Origin of the sequence: Chryseobacterium sp. Tr-659 (genome assembly GCF_011752975.1) — a bacterium.
Taxonomy (GTDB): domain Bacteria; phylum Bacteroidota; class Bacteroidia; order Flavobacteriales; family Weeksellaceae; genus Chryseobacterium.
The window spans coordinates 617,234-634,223 of the sequence record NZ_VWWP01000003.1 but is presented as its reverse complement, the minus strand read 5'-3'; the positions used below and the strand labels follow the sequence as shown (position 1 = coordinate 634,223).

Below are 16,990 nucleotides of genomic sequence, written 5' to 3'. Positions count from 1 at the left end.
AAAAACCAATCCCTCGGGATTGGTTTTTATTTTATTTAAAGTTGAATTTTACGGTAAACATGACCTGGCTAGGGCGAAGCTGAATTTTACTATATGTTGTGGCTGTTGAACTCACATCATATGTTTCAAAAACTTTTCTGTTGGCAATGTTCATCCATTTAATTTCAAAATCAACTTTCTTTTTTGCCCACGAGAACTGATAAGAAAGGTCATAGAATGCATTATTATAGCTTTGGTTAACATTACTACTGTTCACCTGATCCCAGTTAAACCCGATTGTATGATTTTCTATCGGATAAAAGTAAACTGCCAGATTATGATTGTATCCGTTTCTTGAATTTTTTCCATTCAATTCGGGAATAAAGCTTGTATTGGTTTGCTTGGTAAACGACATACTCGCATTATAATCCAAGCTCATCCAGCTAAAATAAGTGTTATTCAATTTAAACCCAAGAGACTGTGTATTATTTTCAGTTGCATATGCTCCTTTATTTAGATAAGCATCAGAACGGGAAGTATTATTGTTGTAGCTAACTGATGCATTGGTCTTAAATTTCGGGAAATATTTCCCAACTTCTGCGCTGTATACGTTACTTACCGCATGATTATCCTGCTCTTTATAATGTCCAACAATGAAACCTTCATTATTTCTATTCGGATCTGAAATCAAGTTTCTTTTGCTGTCGCTAAAGCGATAATTAACATTAAAAAACAAGTTATTCAGTGGATTTCTATATTCTACTCTCGCTCCTGTAGATTTTGTATTATTTTGTGGAATTGGATTCAAAGGATCCATAACGTTAATACCATTAGGGGATTGCATAAGGAACCCTGCATAAGCCGTATTTACATCTCCGAAGTTATTATTAATATTACCGTTTGCTGAAGCCTTCCAGAATGAAGCAAATGAATATTGTACAAAAATATTCGGTTCAAAAGTCACTTTATTTACAGATTTGGAAACGCTTCTTAATGGATCATCTGCTTTAATATTGTTAGAATTTACAGGAAGGTTTGCAAATAACATCCATGATTCACTCTTATAGTTTACCCCTAAACTTCCATATGGTGTAGCTATAGAATAGGTAAGGTCATTATTATAATCTTCTCCATATCCGAAATATTTTCCTGCCTGAAGATTGGTAAGGGTAGAGTTAAGGGTTGTTCTTTTAAAATTGAACCCTACTTCTGGAGTGAATGTCCATCCTTTAGTAGAAAATCCGATATTGGCAGAATGATTGGCTTCAAAGGTCTTCAGCCTGAAGTTCTGTCTCACGGTTTCTGCGCTATTCCCTGGTGTAAAACCTGGAATTTCCAGATAAGAAGCAGGCGTAACATCCAATGTTTGTTTATCCGTCTGATAGTTTAAGAATGATTTTACATTCACCATTTTTTCTTTCCATGGGATGATTGTACTCAGTGAGTTTTGAAATGAAGAAGTTGGAGATTCTACTGCTTCCTGCCCATGTCTGCTGGATGTATTTGAAGAGGTGCTCGTTCTGTCTGCCAAAGCTCTGTCAGCATTCCAGAATTGAGAGAAGCTTGTTGTATTTTTAAAGAATCCTTTTTTTGCATTCTTGGTAAAAATTAATTCTCCTTTTGCTTTATCCGTATAAAAATTATTCAGAATATTTTGAATAACGGTAGATGCTCCTTCTGTAGGAGTGGCAAAATAATTTGTTTGCTTATAGCTTTCTCTTTCAACTGCGTTATTGGTATAGTTGGCACTTGCCTTTAACTCCCATTCTTTTTTCTTATCAATGTTCACCAGATAGTTGGCAGACAGGTAATGAACATTATTCATCAAATATCTTTTTACCGGTAGATCCGGTGTACTTGCATTTTCAACATTTAGCCAGCTGTTTTGTCCTGCATTAATCCTTCTTCCTTCCCAACCATTACCAAATGCCAGAATATTTCCTTCATTTTCCACCTGCTCACCCATATTATTGGTCTTATAGTTGACTACCCACTGGCTTTTCTGCCCGAAGAACATGGGAGTCAGCTTTACATTCCAAAGCCATGGATCACCAAATCCTGTTCCAACTTCTCCTCTACCTGTCATGGTTACGGAGTTTTTAAGCTTAATATTGATGGCAGCCTGATCAGACGGAACTTTATCCTGAAGGATTTTAACCGGCTGATGGTTTTCAAGAACTTCTACTTTTTGTACGGCATCTTTCGGCAATGAATTATTAATTGTACCATAGCCTCCTTCCATAAGGTCTTTCCCGTTGACATAGAATTTATTGATGGCATTTCCCTGATAAAGAATCGTTCCGTCGTTATTCACTTCAATTCCCGGAATTTTCTTCATTACATCGGCAAGCGTTCTGTCATTTTTATTGTTGAAAGCTTTAAGATCATAAGAAATTGTGTCTCCTCTTGCGGTGATCATTTTTGTTTTCAGCTGTACTTCTTTGATTTCCGTAGCTTCAGACTGCATTTTAAAACTCAGGGTCTGATCGCTGTTGCTGATCTGTTTGGTAAGAGGTTTCTGATTAAAGGCCTTTACCTTCAGGTCTACATTAGATTCTGCAGAGGTAAAAGTAACTTTGTATTCTCCTTTGGAATTGGTAATTCCATATGCAAGAATAGCATCTTTCCCCGGTTCTTCGATGGTAACACTGGCACTTGGAATTGCCACTCCATCCTCATCTGTGATCTTTCCCGAAACGGTTTTCTGTGCAAAAGCAAACACAGTAAAGAAAAGCATCAGAAATAAAGAAATATTCCTTTTCATATTTATTATTTGCTCAATTAGTTAATCGTTATTGTTTTTTGTTACACTTTCTATAAAGATGATTTTTATAAAGAAAAGTTAAAACTCTATCACTACAAACATAGTTATAAAAACAATACCTTTTTATTTTTTTTAATATTAACCGAAACTTATAACTTTTAAACACTCCTTAACTGCTATATATAAGTTCTGAAAAATCTCATTTTGGCATATCAATTCTTCAAAAAAAGCACTGCTTGAATTTTTGAAATTTTGTAACAATATGGAGAATGAAACTGTCTTATTAGTTATAAAAACAATGGTTTTTGGGAGATGAACAAATTTCAAAATTTTTATTTAGTCTAAATAGTTAAATCTGATTTGAATCATAGATTAAAAAAAAATTAAACACTGGTTCATAAATATTTATTTAATAATTTTGTAACATAAAATTTATAAAATGGGAATTATTTTAAAGCCTATAGATGTTGTAGATGAAATTTCTAAAGAAGAATTCTTCGAAAAATATCTAAAGCCAAGAAGGCCCGTTGTCATCAAGAATATGGCAAAAAACTGGCCTGCTTACCAAAAATGGACGATGGAATACATGAAGGAGGTTGTAGGAGATGTAGAGGTCCCGTTATATGACAGTTCAAAAGCAGATCCATCTGCTCCCATCAATGCTTCTGCAGCCAAAATGAAATTTGGAGATTATATAGACCTTATCCAGAGAGAGCCTACAGACCTTAGAATTTTCCTTTTTGATCCTATAAAATATGCTCCAAAACTTCTGGAAGATTATATTTCACCGAAAGAATTAATGGGAGGCTTCCTTGATAAGTACCCTAACATGTTCTTTGGAGGAAAAGGATCTGTAACATTCCTTCACTTTGATATTGATATGGCGCATATCTTCCATACACATTTTAATGGAAGAAAGCATATTCTCCTTTTTGATTATAAGTGGAGAGAAAGACTTTACCAGATTCCTTATGCAACGTATGCACTGGAAGATTATGATATTGAAAACCCGGATTTCACAAAATTCCCGGCATTGGATGGTGTAGAAGGTATTGAGTGCTTCCTTGAGCACGGAGATACATTATTTATGCCTACAGGATGGTGGCACTGGATGAAATATCTGGACGGAAGTTTCTCTATTTCTTTGAGAGCATGGGACAAATCATGGGCAGTAAAAGCACATTCTCTATGGAACCTTACGGTACAACGTAAATTTGATGACATCATGAAGTCCAATTTCAAAAAGAGCTACATGGACTGGAAAGAGAAAATGGCTGTTAAAAGAGCAGAAATTGCCTTGAAGAGAGGCTTACCAAAATAATCAAAAAGGCGTTTCGCTTGAAACGTCTTTTTTAGTTTATTTATTCATTATCAATAATTTACAACACTCTGTAAACAGGATACTGTCTGAATGTTTTTTCTTCAAAATAAGGGGAGTGTTTGTAAATCCAGTCTAATTGCGCTTCACCATCATCCGACAATTTTTTATCAGATGCCTTCGCCGCTTCAAAAGAATCTTTAAGCTTTTTATCTTTCTTCAACAGTTCTGCTGCAGTATCTTCAAAAATATAAGCTGAATAATATTCTTTCTGGGCTAAAATCCCGTCAAAGAAATTCCAGTTAAAAAATGAGTCTAATGCTTCAGGCTCAAGGGTTTCAATGACATATTTAACACCAGGCTGATGGGTAGAAACCAGATAATCACCCGCTGAAAAGGTAAGATTTTTACGGGAAGTTTCTACTGTTGTTTCATAATGCAGATAATGCCCTTCATAGGGATTCTTTACGGTCTTAAAATCTTTGATTTTGTAAGATTCAACGGCAAAAGTACTATCTTTCTGAATCGTTTTCATCTGAATTTTATTCCTTTTAAATTCTTCAATGACCCGATACTGCGACTGTGGAATTACGTAATATTCAGGAATGGTAACATAACCCGTAGGAACAGCTGTGGTAAACAGCTTTATATTTTTTGTAAAAGGCTTACTTCTATCATAATATAATCTGGGTTTGCCGGATACATCACTGGGTTTATACTTTCCTTCATAGCCTTTAAAATCCATGGTAGAAAACTTTGTAGAATCTATTTTCCAACGGATTCCGTATGGTTTCCCGGCTTGGTATTGTTTTAGATTTTCAAGACGGAGTTCCTTTATTTTGCTGTAATCTTTATCCAGATTCTGAAGATTCACCAGCATATATTTGTACGTAGCATCTACTCTTTTGTCATAAGGTTTCAGCATATGAGTTTCGGGAACGGTTCCTAAAGAATTGAAAAGGGAAGTATATCCTGTGGAATATCTCGGAGAATCTTCAAAAGAAGCAAAACCAACTTCCGGAACATCACCGTGAATATTTACGTAAGGAGTACTTTCATATCCCAACTTTTTCATATCCTCCAGATTTTTAGCCTGGTATTCGTTATAGAAATAATTTCCTAATGTATTTCCTAAACGTTCTTTAAAGGTAGAAATATAGGTAAATGTATATTGATAGTCTGCCCCATTACTAACATGGTTATCAATAAAAACATCCGGTTTCAGCCACTGATAGATCTCCTGAAAGCTTCTTGCATTTTTTGAATCTGCTTTGATAAAATCTCTGTTCAAATCATAGTTTCTTGCATTTCCTCTGAATCCATACTGTTCCGGGCCATTCTGATTGGCTCTGGAATAAGATCCTCTGTTGAGCATTCCGCTTACATTATAAGCAGAAATGGCAGCTATAATAAAGTTCTGAGGGGTTTTGATCTTTTGGGCAGCCAGATCACGCATCAACATCATTGTAGCATCTATTCCATCCGGTTCGCCGGGGTGAATTCCGTTATTAACAAACAGAATCGCTTTATTCTTTCTTAGTTTTTCCAGATCTTTTTCGGGAAAAGGATTGTAAATGACTACATAAATAGGTTTTCCGTTATCGTCTTCTCCTTTTTTAAGATATTGAATGGTATTGAAGTTTTTTGCAAGATCCTGGTAGTAGGTATTCATTTCATCATAGGTAACAGTTTGATTACCATTTCCTTTTTCAAAAGGTGTCTGAAATGATTTCTGAGCAAAAAGGAACGTAGAACTTAGGGTAAATAAAAGATATTTCAGTTTCATTGAAGTCATATTTTCAGACTTTAAAAGTAGTTATCTTTTGTGAAAGGGAAATAAGTAAATTGGCAAAATTGCGAAAAGGGAAATAGGGAAAATGCTTTGAAAATACAAACCTCACAGGTTTTCAAAACTTGTGAGGTTCATGATAAAGTAAAGCTCATCTTAATTTATTCTATCAATTTCTTCCTTTTTCTTTTGGATATAAAGCCGGCAGCGGATCGCTTTGCCAGAATTCTTTTGAGTTAATATCCATTATTGACAGAGCTCCCGTGTAGGCTGCTCCGGTATCCATATTCCAGATATTGGCTTTGTTGGCCGGTGTTGTTATTCCAATGTCCAGCGTAGGAGTATGTCCGATAAATATTTCACTATACAAGAGGAGCCTTTTAGGATATAATGCTGAATTCTTCTCAAGCTTCTTATCCATTGCAACGGCAGTTTCCCAAAGAGTTCTGTCCCAGCGGTAATTGCTGGAATACACTTCTCTTTCCGGACCGTGCATAGATGCATATCCTGCATGGATAAACAACCGGTTCTTGTTATCAATATGATAATTTTTCATTCTTTGGAAAAACTCAAGGTGAATATTCCTTTCTTCCAAAGGATAGTCTGTATAACTTTCTACAGTACTCCTACCTCCATTGAAAAGCCAGACATCTGGACTTTTTCCGGAAGCTAACCAGTCTTCACACCAGGCATCATGATTTCCTTTGATAAAAATGCATTCCTGCTTTTCGGAAAGTTCCAGCAGAAATTTTATAATTTCGGAAGATTCACTCCATCCGTCTACATAATCTCCAAGGAAAATCAGCTGGTCATTTTCCGTGACTGCTGCCCTTTCAATAACCTGCTGTAATGCTTTAAACCCTCCGTGAATATCTCCTATTACTAATGTTCTGCTCATTTTACTTCGAAATGTATTTTGCATCTACAAAATCTGTTAACCATACTCCGTTTGCAGACTGGTAGAAAGATAAGCCATCCAAATGCATCATGCCAGTTCTGATGGTAAGAATAACAGGTTTCCCGTGTCTCATTCCCACTTTTGTAGCCGTCTCTTTATCAGCGCTTAAGTGTACATGCTGACGGGTTCTCTTTTCAATACCTTTTTCCAAAATGGATGTGATATTGGCTTCTGCAGTTCCGTGATACAGAAATTCAGGAGGCTGCTTTGTTTCCAAAGCCAGATCTATATCAATAGAATGCCCTTGGCTGGCTCTGATCATGGTTTTATCTTGGTTAAAAGCAAACCGCTTTTTATTATTGGTTTCTACTACCTCATCCAGTTCTTCGGGAGTAAAAAATATTCTTCTTTTTTCTGATTTGGTTCTCAGTTCTTCTACCTCTGCCCAGCCATTTTCATCCAGTTTAAGGCCAATAGTTTCGGGCTGATGCCGTAGAATAAGGCTTAAAAACTTACTTATTTTTTTCTTTTCTATTTCGTTCATGGTTTGTTTTTTAATTTATTAATTTTTCGTTCAACTTATTGCATAAGTTTTCAATATCATCTTTCCTCACCAGCTCAGCAATCCATTCTTCAGGAATATTTTCATATCCATAATAAATTCCTGCAATTCCTCCGGTAATGGCTCCTGTGGTGTCCGTATCTTCACCTAAGTTTACCGCTTTTAAAACAGCTTCAGAATAACTTTCTGAGTTTAGAAAACACCATAAGGAAGCTTCCAGGCTGTGAAGGACATATCCATTTGAACCTATTTTTTCCGCATCAAACTCAAATATGTTTTTATTTAAGATTCTTTCAAATTTATCCATTTCTGACTGAGAACAAACAGGAATATGATCTAAAAAGTGTTTTACTGTTTGTTGCATTTTATGATAAGCATCAAACTTTTCTGCTCCATTTAAGATTTCAAGTAAAAACTCTAAATAGATAAAACATGCAATCACAGAACGAATATGTCCGTGTGTAATTGAAGAAACTTCTTTAATCCTATCAAATCGTTTTTCAACAGGAAAATTTTTAATGTAGAACAATAATGGTAAAATTCTCATTAAAGATCCATTCCCATTATCAAATTCACTTGTTCCACCACATAATTGAGGAGTATCTCCTTTACTGATTTTATATATTGCTTGTCGTGTAGCGATTCCTATATCGAAAACCCTACCATGAGGAGTCCAAATTTCTGTATTATACCATTGCAAAAACTTCAGAGCCATGTCTTGCAGATTGTATTCTTTACACAAACTATCTGCAAGACACAGGGTCAGAGAACTATCATCGCTCCAAGTTCCTGCAGGCTGATTATGAGTTCCGAAGCCTTGCATATTGATTACAGGCGAAAGTTCAAGTCGTTCCCTACTTCGAAATTCAACCGGAACTCCCAAAGCATCTCCAATGCAAACGCCCATGATTCCTGCTTTTACTTTATTTTCCATCAGGCAAGGTTTACCAGTTTATCAAACAACAGTTTCATTCCTTTTGTTGCGGGCTCTTTCATCACTACCGCTCTCTGTCCGTATCCAAATCCTGTTTCATTGGGGTTAATAACGATTAAAAGGCAGTCGTCTTTGATATCATGGATCAGTCCTGCCGCAGGATAAACCTGCAAAGAGGTGCCGATTACCAGTAAAATATCCGATTCTTTTACGATTTCTCTTGCTGTCTGATATAAAGGAACATCTTCACCAAACCAAACGATAAAAGGTCTTAGTTGAGCCCCGTCTTCTGCTTTGTCACCGATATTAATATCCTCTTTCTGCTCATAAATCAGGCTTTTATTATTACATGAGCATGATTTGAACAGTTCTCCATGAATGTGAAGAATCTTAGTAGATCCGGCTCTCTCATGAAGGTCATCGATATTTTGGGTAATGATCTGAATATCGAAATATTTTTCCAGCTCCGCCAACAATTGATGGGCTTCGTTGGGTTGTACTTCATGCAGCTGGCGTCTTCTCTGGTTGTAAAATTCCAATACCAGAGTTCTGTCTTTTCTCCATCCTTCCGGACTTGCTACATCCGTTACATTATGATTTTCCCAGAGTCCGTCTCCGTCTCTGAAGGTTTTTATTCCGCTTTCGGCACTTATTCCTGCGCCGCTTAATATGGTTAGTTTTTTCATTGGTTTAATCTAATAGTTTTTTGTAGATGATCTCATTTTCATCATCGAAACAGACAAAAATAATGTTCTCAATGATATCTGAATGAAAACTTTTTACATTCTCAACAGCAATTCTTGCAGCAAGATCTTTTGGAAATTTATATATTCCAGTACTGATGTTCGGAAAGGCAATTGTTTTTATTTTAAGGCTCTCTGCCAGTTTTAAAGAATTAATATAGCAATTGGATAAAAGTTTTGAACATCTTTCCTTATCATCATTCCAAACCGGGCCTACTGTATGAATAACATATTTTGCAGGAAGATTTCCGGCAGTTGTTACTACAGCTTCCCCGGTATTGCATTTTCCTTGTTTATTTCTGATCATTCTGCATTCTTCCAAGATCTGTGGACCGCCCGCTCTGTGAATAGCTCCATCTACGCCACCACCGCCAAGTAAAGAAGAATTGGCTGCGTTGACAATTGCATCTGCCTGGATCTTTGTAATATCTGCTCTTACTATTTCAATTTTCATTTTAGATTGAGTTTTCTATTTAAAACCTCATCATCAAATAATAATGGTTTTTCTTCAGGAATAATCAAATTATCCAAATCATCATTAAGGACAAACTGATACTGATCTTTCACAAAATCTGAAATATTTTCAATGAGAAGAATATCATTTTTAGCAAAAGAATAGATAAATTCATTCCGTAAACCTATTTGTATTGCTCTTCGCTCCAGTTTATTTCCAAACGGGTCATGATCCGGATCCCATTGCAGCCTCACCGACGATTCTTTTATCTGATCCTGCCATTCTTCTTTTGAGGTTCCAAGCTTATTATTGTAAGAAGAATATACAGCATTTTCAAGATATTTTCTGAAAACATCTTTTTTCAAATGAATTGCCAAAACGTAATCCTGGTCTTCTTTTCTCCCCCAACCATTACGATACATCATCCATAGAAAATTAGGTTTTATCCAGGTCATTCTTTCTAGGCTGAAACCACCGCCAAAGAATTGGTTTTTAACTGCAAATTCTCCTATCTGTTTTCTATAGGATTGATATACTACAATTTTCTCATCATCATATTGAGCCATGATGTGAAACCCTCGTTGAGGCCAATTTTCTAGTTGTTCTTTATATCTTTTTAATTTAAGTTTCATTGGTTTGATGATTAATTCGTCTTTACAACGTTTATCAAATTTGTTATATCATTATTTGCAGTTTTCTCAAAATCCCTTCCTATGAAAACCTTTATCACTTCAATACCTCCTACAATCGCCCCATTAAAATGGTCCAGTTCTTCAGAAGGAATCCATAATTCATTATGATTTCTTGCTCCAACATTTTGTGCAGGATATCGATTGATCATTTCTTCTTGAACCTCAAACCGAGTTACAAAACCAAGATAATTTCCGGCTTCATCTCTGGTATTCCATTTTTCTGCAATCTCGGAAGCATACTCTTCATTAAGAACAGGATAGAAAATGGGCTGCCATTCTAATCTTGGAGGAAATTTTTTAAATCCTGCTTCTATAATCAATATCATTTCTTTTTCTCCTACTGGTCTGTATAATGTTGTTGTTTTCATAGTTATTATTTTTCAATCATTAAATCATTTTTTATTCTATCTTTAACTATAAAATTAATGCTTTTATCCTTCAGCTTCTACTTCTTTAGAAATTTAAAATCCTTTGAATACGGAGAGCAAGATCCGTAAACCTCATCAAATTTTACATCAAGGTTTTCTACCTTAAAATTCTCATCTATCTGATCCAGGCAAGTAACAACAAGATTATTCTTAGCCGGAAATACATATGCTGCATCCAGTTTCAAAGCATAATTCAAAAGGTTATAATCTATCTCTCCGAATCTAAGTTCTTTCTGATATTCATTAAAGGTACAGGTTTCCTCTTCATTGTTTTTTAGAGCGATTTCTTTTTCATTGCTCATCCAGCCATTTCCGTGGCGGGTTGCATAGCTTCTGGTGACGTAATACATTTCGATGTCTTCAATTTTTAAAAGCTTACAGATTTCGTATGCATTTTTTGAAGTGGTATGGGCGTAGGTTACATTAGGAAAAACGCCGTGGTCCATGTCCAATAAAATCCCCTGGCTTCCTTCAAAAATAAGGTGGTCAAATGAAGTCAGGTAGTTATAATCATTTATTTTCCAATCAACCCCATCAATAGCATTTAAGAAAGGATTCAAAAGTTCTCTGATCTCATTCTCTTCAACAAAGCCATAGTAATAAGCAATTCCTTTCAGCTTTTCCATCAGCATTTCTCTAGGCGCTATCAAATCTGCTGCAAATAGCTTATAAGGACTTTCGTGTCTTTTCATCGTTGCTCCTACTCCTTTTCCGCAGGTTCCGTGTTCCAGGTTTTTTACGCTTGTCCTGTTCTGCCACACATCGAACGGAGTCGTTACTTTTGCAAGCGGGTGAATGTGAAGCTCAATATTCCCGTTTTTTGCTTTTAATTCTTCCATTTCATTGAAAAGAAAATCCGGATGAATTGTACAATGTTCGGTAAAATAAGAAGGTAATCCTCTAAGAGCTCCACTTGCAAAACTGGAGTGAACATGCTTTCTCTCATCAATCATTACAGTGTGCGCAGCCTGCTGTCCTCCTGAAAACCTGATCACAACGGCTTCAGGATGCTGAGAAGCCAGAAAGTCTGTGGTAATTCCTTTTCCTTCATCACCAAACCCAAGTCCTATTACTATTTGCGCCTTTTTCATTTTTTAAAGCATTTGAAAATTATTTAATTCCTGATCTGCTTCTCCTGATTTATGACCTTTATATTGATCACAAATAATCCCTTTGATAACATTTGGAATTTCTCTGTGGTCTTCTATCGAGATACAGTTTTGTCCCAATAATTCCTTCCATCCTTTGTCTGCTCTGACTGCCTGATCAGTATGCAAAACACTGATGTGGTAAACATCATATCGTTTTTGTACTTCTTCCAGTAATTCTGTGTGTCTGTAAGTCTGCTGACCTGTTCCCATAATCTCCCTGATCGCAGAGGCGGGCAATGTTTTTAAGCAAGGTTCATCTCCCACCGTAAACAATAATCCTTTTTGTTTTCTTTTTTCAAAGGCATCTGTACGGGTATGAAAAGCGGCAAAATACCAGGCCAAAAGATAGCTTTCTCCTGCATTCCCTCCTCCTCCGGATTCGATGTAGGTACGGGTGAGCCACATATCCAATTCTTCATCTCCGGATTCAAATTGCCCTACCTGAAGAGGATAGCTGTCACACTCATGGTCTCCAATTCCTAGAAATAATAAAGCCGGATCCGGAACTCCTCCCTGAATGATTCCCCCCATAAGTTTGGGAAGGCCTTCCCTGATCAGTTCATAAGGAATATGTCCCATACTTCCTGTAACATCAAGTCCTAAGATAATTGGAATTGAGTTCGGGTGAACTTCTGAATCTCTGGATTCTCTGAAAGAAATTCCATAAGGGTTCATAGATTCGTGGGCTTTTCTCTTAGCATTCTGAGTGAAAATTTCCCCTGCGGATTTTGTTCCGTAACCTGCTTTTCTTGCTCTGTCATAACGAGCGTCTAAATCATATCTTGTACTTCCCATGACTATAAGGTTTTTCCGAATAAATATTCAAATCTCTTTTTAGTAACTTCAAGCTGAATATTCAGATTTCTGATTGTTAATGATAATTCCATGTCTTTCTGAACGAATGCTTCAGGATTGAAGTCCGCAAACGTGAGACTATTCCTGTCTAAAGGACTGATATCAATAAGCCCTTCCTGTTCTCTCTCAAGTCTTTTGATTTTCAATTCGATATCTTCAACTCTGCGTTTGTAAATCAATTCTGAATCTGCTCCAATCGTTTTTGCACGATCTTCTCTGATCTGATCATTATTTCTCTGCAATGATTTGATAAATCTGGGTTTTAGTTCATCTTCCATGATCGAATATTTTTATTTGTGTTATTATTACGCTAATTAGACTGTACATGACTTTTCCTGATTCTTTTACGAATCATTTATTCTCTGGAAAACATTACGTCAGTTCTCAATACATATTTCAGTCCGCTAATCAGTGTTTTTCCTTCATGTCTTAAAGGATGATGAAAGATCAGTGCTGTTCCTTTTTCTGGCGATACAGTACACAAGTTTTCAAATTCTGTTTCTCCACCTTCAAAATCATCATTGAGATAGATCATAAATGTATAAAGACTTTTCTCTTTTTCATTTCTGATATAACTTCCATCTCTGTGCATTTTGAATTGCTGGCCGGAAGTGTATCTGTAAACTCTGAACATTTCATTAAAATTAAGAAGCTTATAACCATTGTGTTCCTGAGGCAGAAATGCAGCTGCTTTTTTAAACAGATCTTCAGCCATTGTTTCATCAAAGATCATCAGTCTGTCATTGTTTCTAACCCCTTTACTCATCTGCTGCTGTCCAAATACAGTAATCTTTGCTTCTTCAAAATCTTTTTCCTGTGAGAGTTTTATATATTGATCACATTCTTCTTCAGCGAGAAAATTTTTGATCAAAAATATCTGGGGGTGTAATTCTATTTTTTCCATAATTAATATTTTGTGTCCGGTTATTGTGCTTTTACCTTCTTAATTCATCTCTTACTTCCATCAGTGCAAATCCTAAAAGATTTTCACCATTCCATAACAACGGATTGTGAGCTCTTGCATCTGTTTCCAGCATACCGATTCCCCATATTTTATCATAAGGACTGGCTTCTACCAGAACTTTTTCACCCGTTGATAACAAAAAGTCTCTGAATTTCTGATTTTGTGAAAACTTTAAAAGATTTCCTTTCTTTACGATCCCATATTTATGCTCATCCCAAAGTTTAGGATCAAAGTTTTTTACTTTACGACCCATACTTTTTGCCTGATTAGGTGTTGCTGATTGTAAGATCTTCTCTTCCATTTCAGAATCATTAAACAATCTTGCTTTTCCAGCCATCATATAGTGTTCAGCCGTTTTATAAGCAATCCCATTTTCTTCAAGCCTCCCCGGATACCATTGACTAAAGCAAGATTTAGTAATCTCATCTTTTGTAGTGTGGCCCCAGAAAAAAAGATATTTTATCTTCTCCTTTTTCTGAAACCTTTCTTTCATATATTGTAAAGTGTAATTCATATTGTGTTATTTTTACACAAATTTAAAGCAATATCATTTTATCCACCAAATTTATTTGTGTCATTTTTACACTAATAAACATAATACACTGATTTTCAATGATAAAAATTTGAATTCAATAAACATAAAATGTTATTAAACATGATGCAATTCTATAATGACCTTAGACTAAAGCCAATAAAAAAACGGGCATTAGCCCGTAACTATTGAATTAATTTCAAAAATGTGATTCTTTCTTGATCTTATCTATTTGTGAATATTAGCCCCAAAATATTAATGAAACCTGTATGTGAAACCAACTATTTAATTTCAAAATAGAATCCCTGTTCTTCCAGTTCTTTATATTTCTCCTGATTGAACGTAAATAGTTTTCCTGGTCTTCCGCTACCTTCCTTTTTAACATTATTGGTTTCATTGAGTAATCCGTAGCTCATTATTTTTTTGCGGAAGTTTCTGCGGTCTATTTCCTGCCCCACAATTGTTTTATAAAGGTTTTCAAGATCTGAAAAAGGGAATTCTTCATTAAGAAGATTGAAACCAATCGGCTGATATTGAATTTTTGTACGAAGTCTTTTCAAGGCCATATCAATAATCGACTGATGGTCGAACGCTACCGATGGAAGCTTATTAACACTGAACCATTGGGCATCATCTGCATCAGAATCTGCAAACAATTCATGATAGGAAGGGTTCACAAGCCCCAGATAAGCCACAGAAACCACTCTATTTCTAGGATCTCTGCCTATCTTACCAAATGTATAAAGTTGTTCTAAAAAATCGGGCTTTATGCCTGCTTCTTCATACAGCTCTCTTTTTACTGCATCATCAAGGTTTTCATCATCCAGAACAAGACCTCCGGGAAGAGCCCACCCTCCTTTAAAAGGTTCTATATTTCTTTTAATGAGAAGGATCTGAAGATCTTTTTTGTCAAAATATCCAAAAATAACGGCATCCACAGCCACTTTTATATCCTGTAATTTCTTTGGAGACTCCATAAATTGATTTGCGTTACGAATACACAAAGTTACGATTTAATCAAAACAATAAAAAATTATTTTGATCATAATAAAAGTTCATACCTTTAAGTTATTATTATAACCAACTTAAAATTAAATAATTATGAAAAATTTACTCGTAACTCTTTCACTTACATTTTTATTTACAGCTTGTGAGAAAAATAAGACAACGGCTGCCAATAACTCTGATAAAGCAGATTCTGCCACAGCAAAATCCGAATGGAAACCTGTAGATTCTGCTGCAGCGAACAAAGCCTGGATGGAATATGCCACTCCTGGTGAAATGCATAAAATGCTGGCAAAATCAGACGGAACCTGGACCGGTGAAACCACAATGTGGATGGAAAACGGAGGAAAGCCTATGGCCAGTAAATCTGAAGCTACCAATAAAATGGTCTATGACGGACGTTATCAGATCAGTAACCACAAGGGAAATTTTATGGGTATGCCTTTTGAAGGAATGAGTATTGTAGGCTATGATAATGCAAAGAAAAAATTTGTAAGCACATGGATTGATAATATGGGAACCGGAATGATGCATGGTGAAGGAGATTGGAACTCTTCAACAAAATCAGTTGAATTTAAGGGAAAAATGACTGATCCTTCAAGACCGGGGCAAGATTGTGATTTCAGGGAAGTTTTCACTTTTATTGATGACAATACTCAAAAATTGGAAATGTACGGCCCTGATTCCAAAACCGGAAAAGAGTATAAAACGATGGAAATAAAATTCACCCGTAAGAAATAAACAAAAAAACCGCTTCATCCGAAGCGGTTTTTAGCTTAGTTTGTTTCTGTAACCAAAGTTGTAGGTGTACTGTAGTTATTGTTGAAATATCCTACATTGAATTCCTGAGAAGTCCAGTTCCCTGTTTTGGAATTGAAAACATATACTTTATGATCATATTTATCCGTAAACAGGAAGTTCCCATTTGAAACCGTTACTTCAGGAGTGCTGTAATTATTATTATGATAGGTGATATTATAGGTCTGCGATTTCCATTCCATAGTCTTAGCATTGAAAACATTAACTTTAGAGTCGTATTTGTCTATAAATGCAAAGTTACTTCCTGAAGAAATTACCTCAGGTACCGTCATATTGTTATTATAATAAGCTACATTAAATTCCTGTCCAAGCCAGGAACCGCTTACATAATTGAACACATACACTTTACGATCATACTTGTCTGTAAACATTATATTTCCATTCGATAACGTAATTAATGCAGGAATAATATTATTGTTGTAATATCCTATATTATATAATTGAGAAGACCAGTTTCCTGTTTTGGAATTAAATACATACACTTTACGATCATATTTATCAAGGAATGACACATTCCCGTTAACAGCATTTACATCCGGCGCAGCATTGTTATTATAATATCCTGCGCTGTATCCCTGTGAAGACCATATTCCCGTTTTAGAATTGAGCGTATATACTTTATGATCAAATTTATCCAGGAAATAGTAATTACTGCTCTTATTTTCAATAAGATCATCCCCAATAGATGAATCCGGAGACGAAACATCAATTTTCTTTGCTACCATAGCATAAGGAACGCTCGTGAGCTGGTTCGTTCCTACATTAATATAATTGCTTCCTCCTGCAGGATCCATTTCCACTTTAATGAATTTAGGGTTCACTGTCCAGTTAATCCCGGAAAATGATCCGGAAACAGGAGTTCCTCCTCCAATATTTAAATTGACCAATCCTTTAGAATTTGTTGTCTTAGAATGCGTTTCAGTATAAAGGTTAATTCCGTTAGCTGAATTATTTAAAATACTGATTCTCAATGATACGTTTCCATTTACTACAGGATTTCCGGATGAATTAAAAGCAATAGCCTGATATGCGAAAGCCTGTGGGACCTGTGCAAAAACTACGGCTGTAGATAATGCTAATAAAAATGTATATAGTTTTTTCAT

Annotated in this window: 18 protein-coding genes; 2 read left to right on the top strand and 16 right to left on the bottom strand. The window is 35.7% G+C overall.

Features of this window, described 5'->3' with window-relative positions:
* Positions 1–31 precede the first annotated feature (31 nt).
* Positions 32–2,743 carry a Plug and carboxypeptidase regulatory-like domain-containing protein gene (locus F3J23_RS10495; RefSeq protein WP_167028038.1) on the bottom strand — a complete coding sequence of 904 codons (2,712 nt, stop codon included), beginning with the start codon at positions 2,741–2,743 and terminating at the stop codon, positions 32–34.
* A 439-nt stretch (positions 2,744–3,182) separates the two neighbouring features.
* On the opposite strand from F3J23_RS10495, the gene F3J23_RS10490 reads away from it, so the two are divergent.
* On the top strand, positions 3,183–4,064 hold the full coding sequence (locus tag F3J23_RS10490; protein WP_167028035.1) for a cupin-like domain-containing protein: 882 nt from the start codon (positions 3,183–3,185) through the stop codon (positions 4,062–4,064).
* 58 nt (positions 4,065–4,122) lie between these two features.
* Here F3J23_RS10490 and F3J23_RS10485 read toward each other — a convergent pair whose 3' ends face one another.
* From F3J23_RS10485 to F3J23_RS10420, 14 genes are all read right to left on the bottom strand, one after another.
* Complete coding sequence (locus F3J23_RS10485) at positions 4,123–5,847, bottom strand: M14 family metallopeptidase (protein ID WP_167028032.1); 1,725 nt, start codon at positions 5,845–5,847, stop codon at positions 4,123–4,125.
* A 172-nt stretch (positions 5,848–6,019) separates the two neighbouring features.
* Positions 6,020–6,748, bottom strand: coding sequence for a metallophosphoesterase family protein (locus F3J23_RS10480; protein ID WP_167028029.1), 729 nt, complete (start codon positions 6,746–6,748; stop codon positions 6,020–6,022).
* A 1-nt stretch (position 6,749) separates the two neighbouring features.
* Positions 6,750–7,292, bottom strand: a complete 543-nt coding sequence (locus F3J23_RS10475) for an RNA 2'-phosphotransferase (RefSeq protein WP_167028026.1) — start codon at positions 7,290–7,292, stop codon at positions 6,750–6,752.
* 10 nt (positions 7,293–7,302) lie between these two features.
* Positions 7,303–8,244, bottom strand: coding sequence for an ADP-ribosylglycohydrolase family protein (locus F3J23_RS10470; RefSeq protein ID WP_167028023.1), 942 nt, complete (start codon positions 8,242–8,244; stop codon positions 7,303–7,305).
* Complete coding sequence (locus F3J23_RS10465; RefSeq protein ID WP_167028020.1) at positions 8,244–8,930, bottom strand: SIR2 family NAD-dependent protein deacylase; 687 nt, start codon at positions 8,928–8,930, stop codon at positions 8,244–8,246. Before F3J23_RS10465 ends, F3J23_RS10470 begins: the two co-directional genes overlap by 1 nt.
* Before the next feature lie 4 nt (positions 8,931–8,934).
* Entirely contained in the window at positions 8,935–9,441 is a 507-nt protein-coding gene (locus F3J23_RS10460) for an O-acetyl-ADP-ribose deacetylase (RefSeq protein WP_167028017.1), read from the bottom strand.
* Positions 9,438–10,073 (bottom strand): DUF4291 domain-containing protein, encoded by a 636-nt coding sequence (locus F3J23_RS10455; protein ID WP_167028014.1) that lies wholly within the window; start codon positions 10,071–10,073, stop codon positions 9,438–9,440. The genes F3J23_RS10460 and F3J23_RS10455 overlap by 4 nt, the downstream gene beginning before the upstream one ends.
* Positions 10,074–10,084: 11 nt before the next feature.
* Positions 10,085–10,501: an ADP-ribosylation/crystallin J1 gene (locus F3J23_RS10450; protein ID WP_167028011.1), complete on the bottom strand. Its 417-nt coding sequence runs from the start codon at positions 10,499–10,501 to the stop codon at positions 10,085–10,087.
* A 77-nt stretch (positions 10,502–10,578) separates the two neighbouring features.
* Positions 10,579–11,652, bottom strand: a complete 1,074-nt coding sequence (locus F3J23_RS10445; RefSeq protein WP_167028008.1) for an adenylosuccinate synthetase — start codon at positions 11,650–11,652, stop codon at positions 10,579–10,581.
* Positions 11,653–11,655: 3 nt separating this feature from the next.
* Entirely contained in the window at positions 11,656–12,507 is an 852-nt protein-coding gene (locus tag F3J23_RS10440) for a hypothetical protein (RefSeq protein WP_167028005.1), read from the bottom strand.
* Positions 12,508–12,509: 2 nt separating this feature from the next.
* Positions 12,510–12,845 carry a hypothetical protein gene (locus F3J23_RS10435; RefSeq protein WP_167028002.1) on the bottom strand — a complete coding sequence of 112 codons (336 nt, stop codon included), beginning with the start codon at positions 12,843–12,845 and terminating at the stop codon, positions 12,510–12,512.
* 77 nt (positions 12,846–12,922) lie between these two features.
* Positions 12,923–13,471, bottom strand: a complete 549-nt coding sequence (locus F3J23_RS10430) for a 2OG-Fe(II) oxygenase (protein ID WP_167028000.1) — start codon at positions 13,469–13,471, stop codon at positions 12,923–12,925.
* Between the two features lie 31 nt (positions 13,472–13,502).
* The gene (locus F3J23_RS10425; RefSeq protein WP_167027997.1) at positions 13,503–14,045 is read right to left on the bottom strand and encodes an NADAR family protein; all 543 of its coding nucleotides are present in this window, start codon (positions 14,043–14,045) and stop codon (positions 13,503–13,505) included.
* A gap of 299 nt (positions 14,046–14,344) precedes the next feature.
* Positions 14,345–15,040 carry an NUDIX hydrolase gene (locus F3J23_RS10420; protein ID WP_167027994.1) on the bottom strand — a complete coding sequence of 232 codons (696 nt, stop codon included), beginning with the start codon at positions 15,038–15,040 and terminating at the stop codon, positions 14,345–14,347.
* Positions 15,041–15,164: 124 nt separating this feature from the next.
* Here F3J23_RS10420 and F3J23_RS10415 point away from each other — a divergent pair, with 124 nt between their 5' ends.
* Positions 15,165–15,809: a DUF1579 domain-containing protein gene (locus F3J23_RS10415; protein WP_167027992.1), complete on the top strand. Its 645-nt coding sequence runs from the start codon at positions 15,165–15,167 to the stop codon at positions 15,807–15,809.
* Positions 15,810–15,844: 35 nt separating this feature from the next.
* Here F3J23_RS10415 and F3J23_RS10410 read toward each other — a convergent pair whose 3' ends face one another.
* A complete protein-coding gene (locus F3J23_RS10410) occupies positions 15,845–16,990 on the bottom strand; it encodes a hypothetical protein (protein WP_167027990.1) in 1,146 nt (381 codons plus the stop codon).

Coding starts and splice junctions, on each gene's coding strand:
- F3J23_RS10485 (WP_167028032.1), bottom strand. CDS start 5,847: ATGAAACTGAAATATCTTTTATTTACCCTAAGTTCTACGTTCCTTTTT.
- F3J23_RS10435 (WP_167028002.1), bottom strand. CDS start 12,845: ATGGAAGATGAACTAAAACCCAGATTTATCAAATCATTGCAGAGAAAT.
- F3J23_RS10410 (WP_167027990.1), bottom strand. CDS start 16,990: ATGAAAAAACTATATACATTTTTATTAGCATTATCTACAGCCGTAGTT.
- F3J23_RS10470 (WP_167028023.1), bottom strand. CDS start 8,244: ATGGAAAATAAAGTAAAAGCAGGAATCATGGGCGTTTGCATTGGAGAT.
- F3J23_RS10445 (WP_167028008.1), bottom strand. CDS start 11,652: ATGAAAAAGGCGCAAATAGTAATAGGACTTGGGTTTGGTGATGAAGGA.
- F3J23_RS10455 (WP_167028014.1), bottom strand. CDS start 10,073: ATGAAACTTAAATTAAAAAGATATAAAGAACAACTAGAAAATTGGCCT.
- F3J23_RS10480 (WP_167028029.1), bottom strand. CDS start 6,748: ATGAGCAGAACATTAGTAATAGGAGATATTCACGGAGGGTTTAAAGCA.
- F3J23_RS10475 (WP_167028026.1), bottom strand. CDS start 7,292: ATGAACGAAATAGAAAAGAAAAAAATAAGTAAGTTTTTAAGCCTTATT.
- F3J23_RS10490 (WP_167028035.1), top strand. CDS start 3,183: ATGGGAATTATTTTAAAGCCTATAGATGTTGTAGATGAAATTTCTAAA.
- F3J23_RS10495 (WP_167028038.1), bottom strand. CDS start 2,743: ATGAAAAGGAATATTTCTTTATTTCTGATGCTTTTCTTTACTGTGTTT.
- F3J23_RS10420 (WP_167027994.1), bottom strand. CDS start 15,040: ATGGAGTCTCCAAAGAAATTACAGGATATAAAAGTGGCTGTGGATGCC.
- F3J23_RS10465 (WP_167028020.1), bottom strand. CDS start 8,930: ATGAAAAAACTAACCATATTAAGCGGCGCAGGAATAAGTGCCGAAAGC.
- F3J23_RS10460 (WP_167028017.1), bottom strand. CDS start 9,441: ATGAAAATTGAAATAGTAAGAGCAGATATTACAAAGATCCAGGCAGAT.
- F3J23_RS10415 (WP_167027992.1), top strand. CDS start 15,165: ATGAAAAATTTACTCGTAACTCTTTCACTTACATTTTTATTTACAGCT.
- F3J23_RS10425 (WP_167027997.1), bottom strand. CDS start 14,045: ATGAATTACACTTTACAATATATGAAAGAAAGGTTTCAGAAAAAGGAG.
- F3J23_RS10440 (WP_167028005.1), bottom strand. CDS start 12,507: ATGGGAAGTACAAGATATGATTTAGACGCTCGTTATGACAGAGCAAGA.
- F3J23_RS10450 (WP_167028011.1), bottom strand. CDS start 10,501: ATGAAAACAACAACATTATACAGACCAGTAGGAGAAAAAGAAATGATA.
- F3J23_RS10430 (WP_167028000.1), bottom strand. CDS start 13,471: ATGGAAAAAATAGAATTACACCCCCAGATATTTTTGATCAAAAATTTT.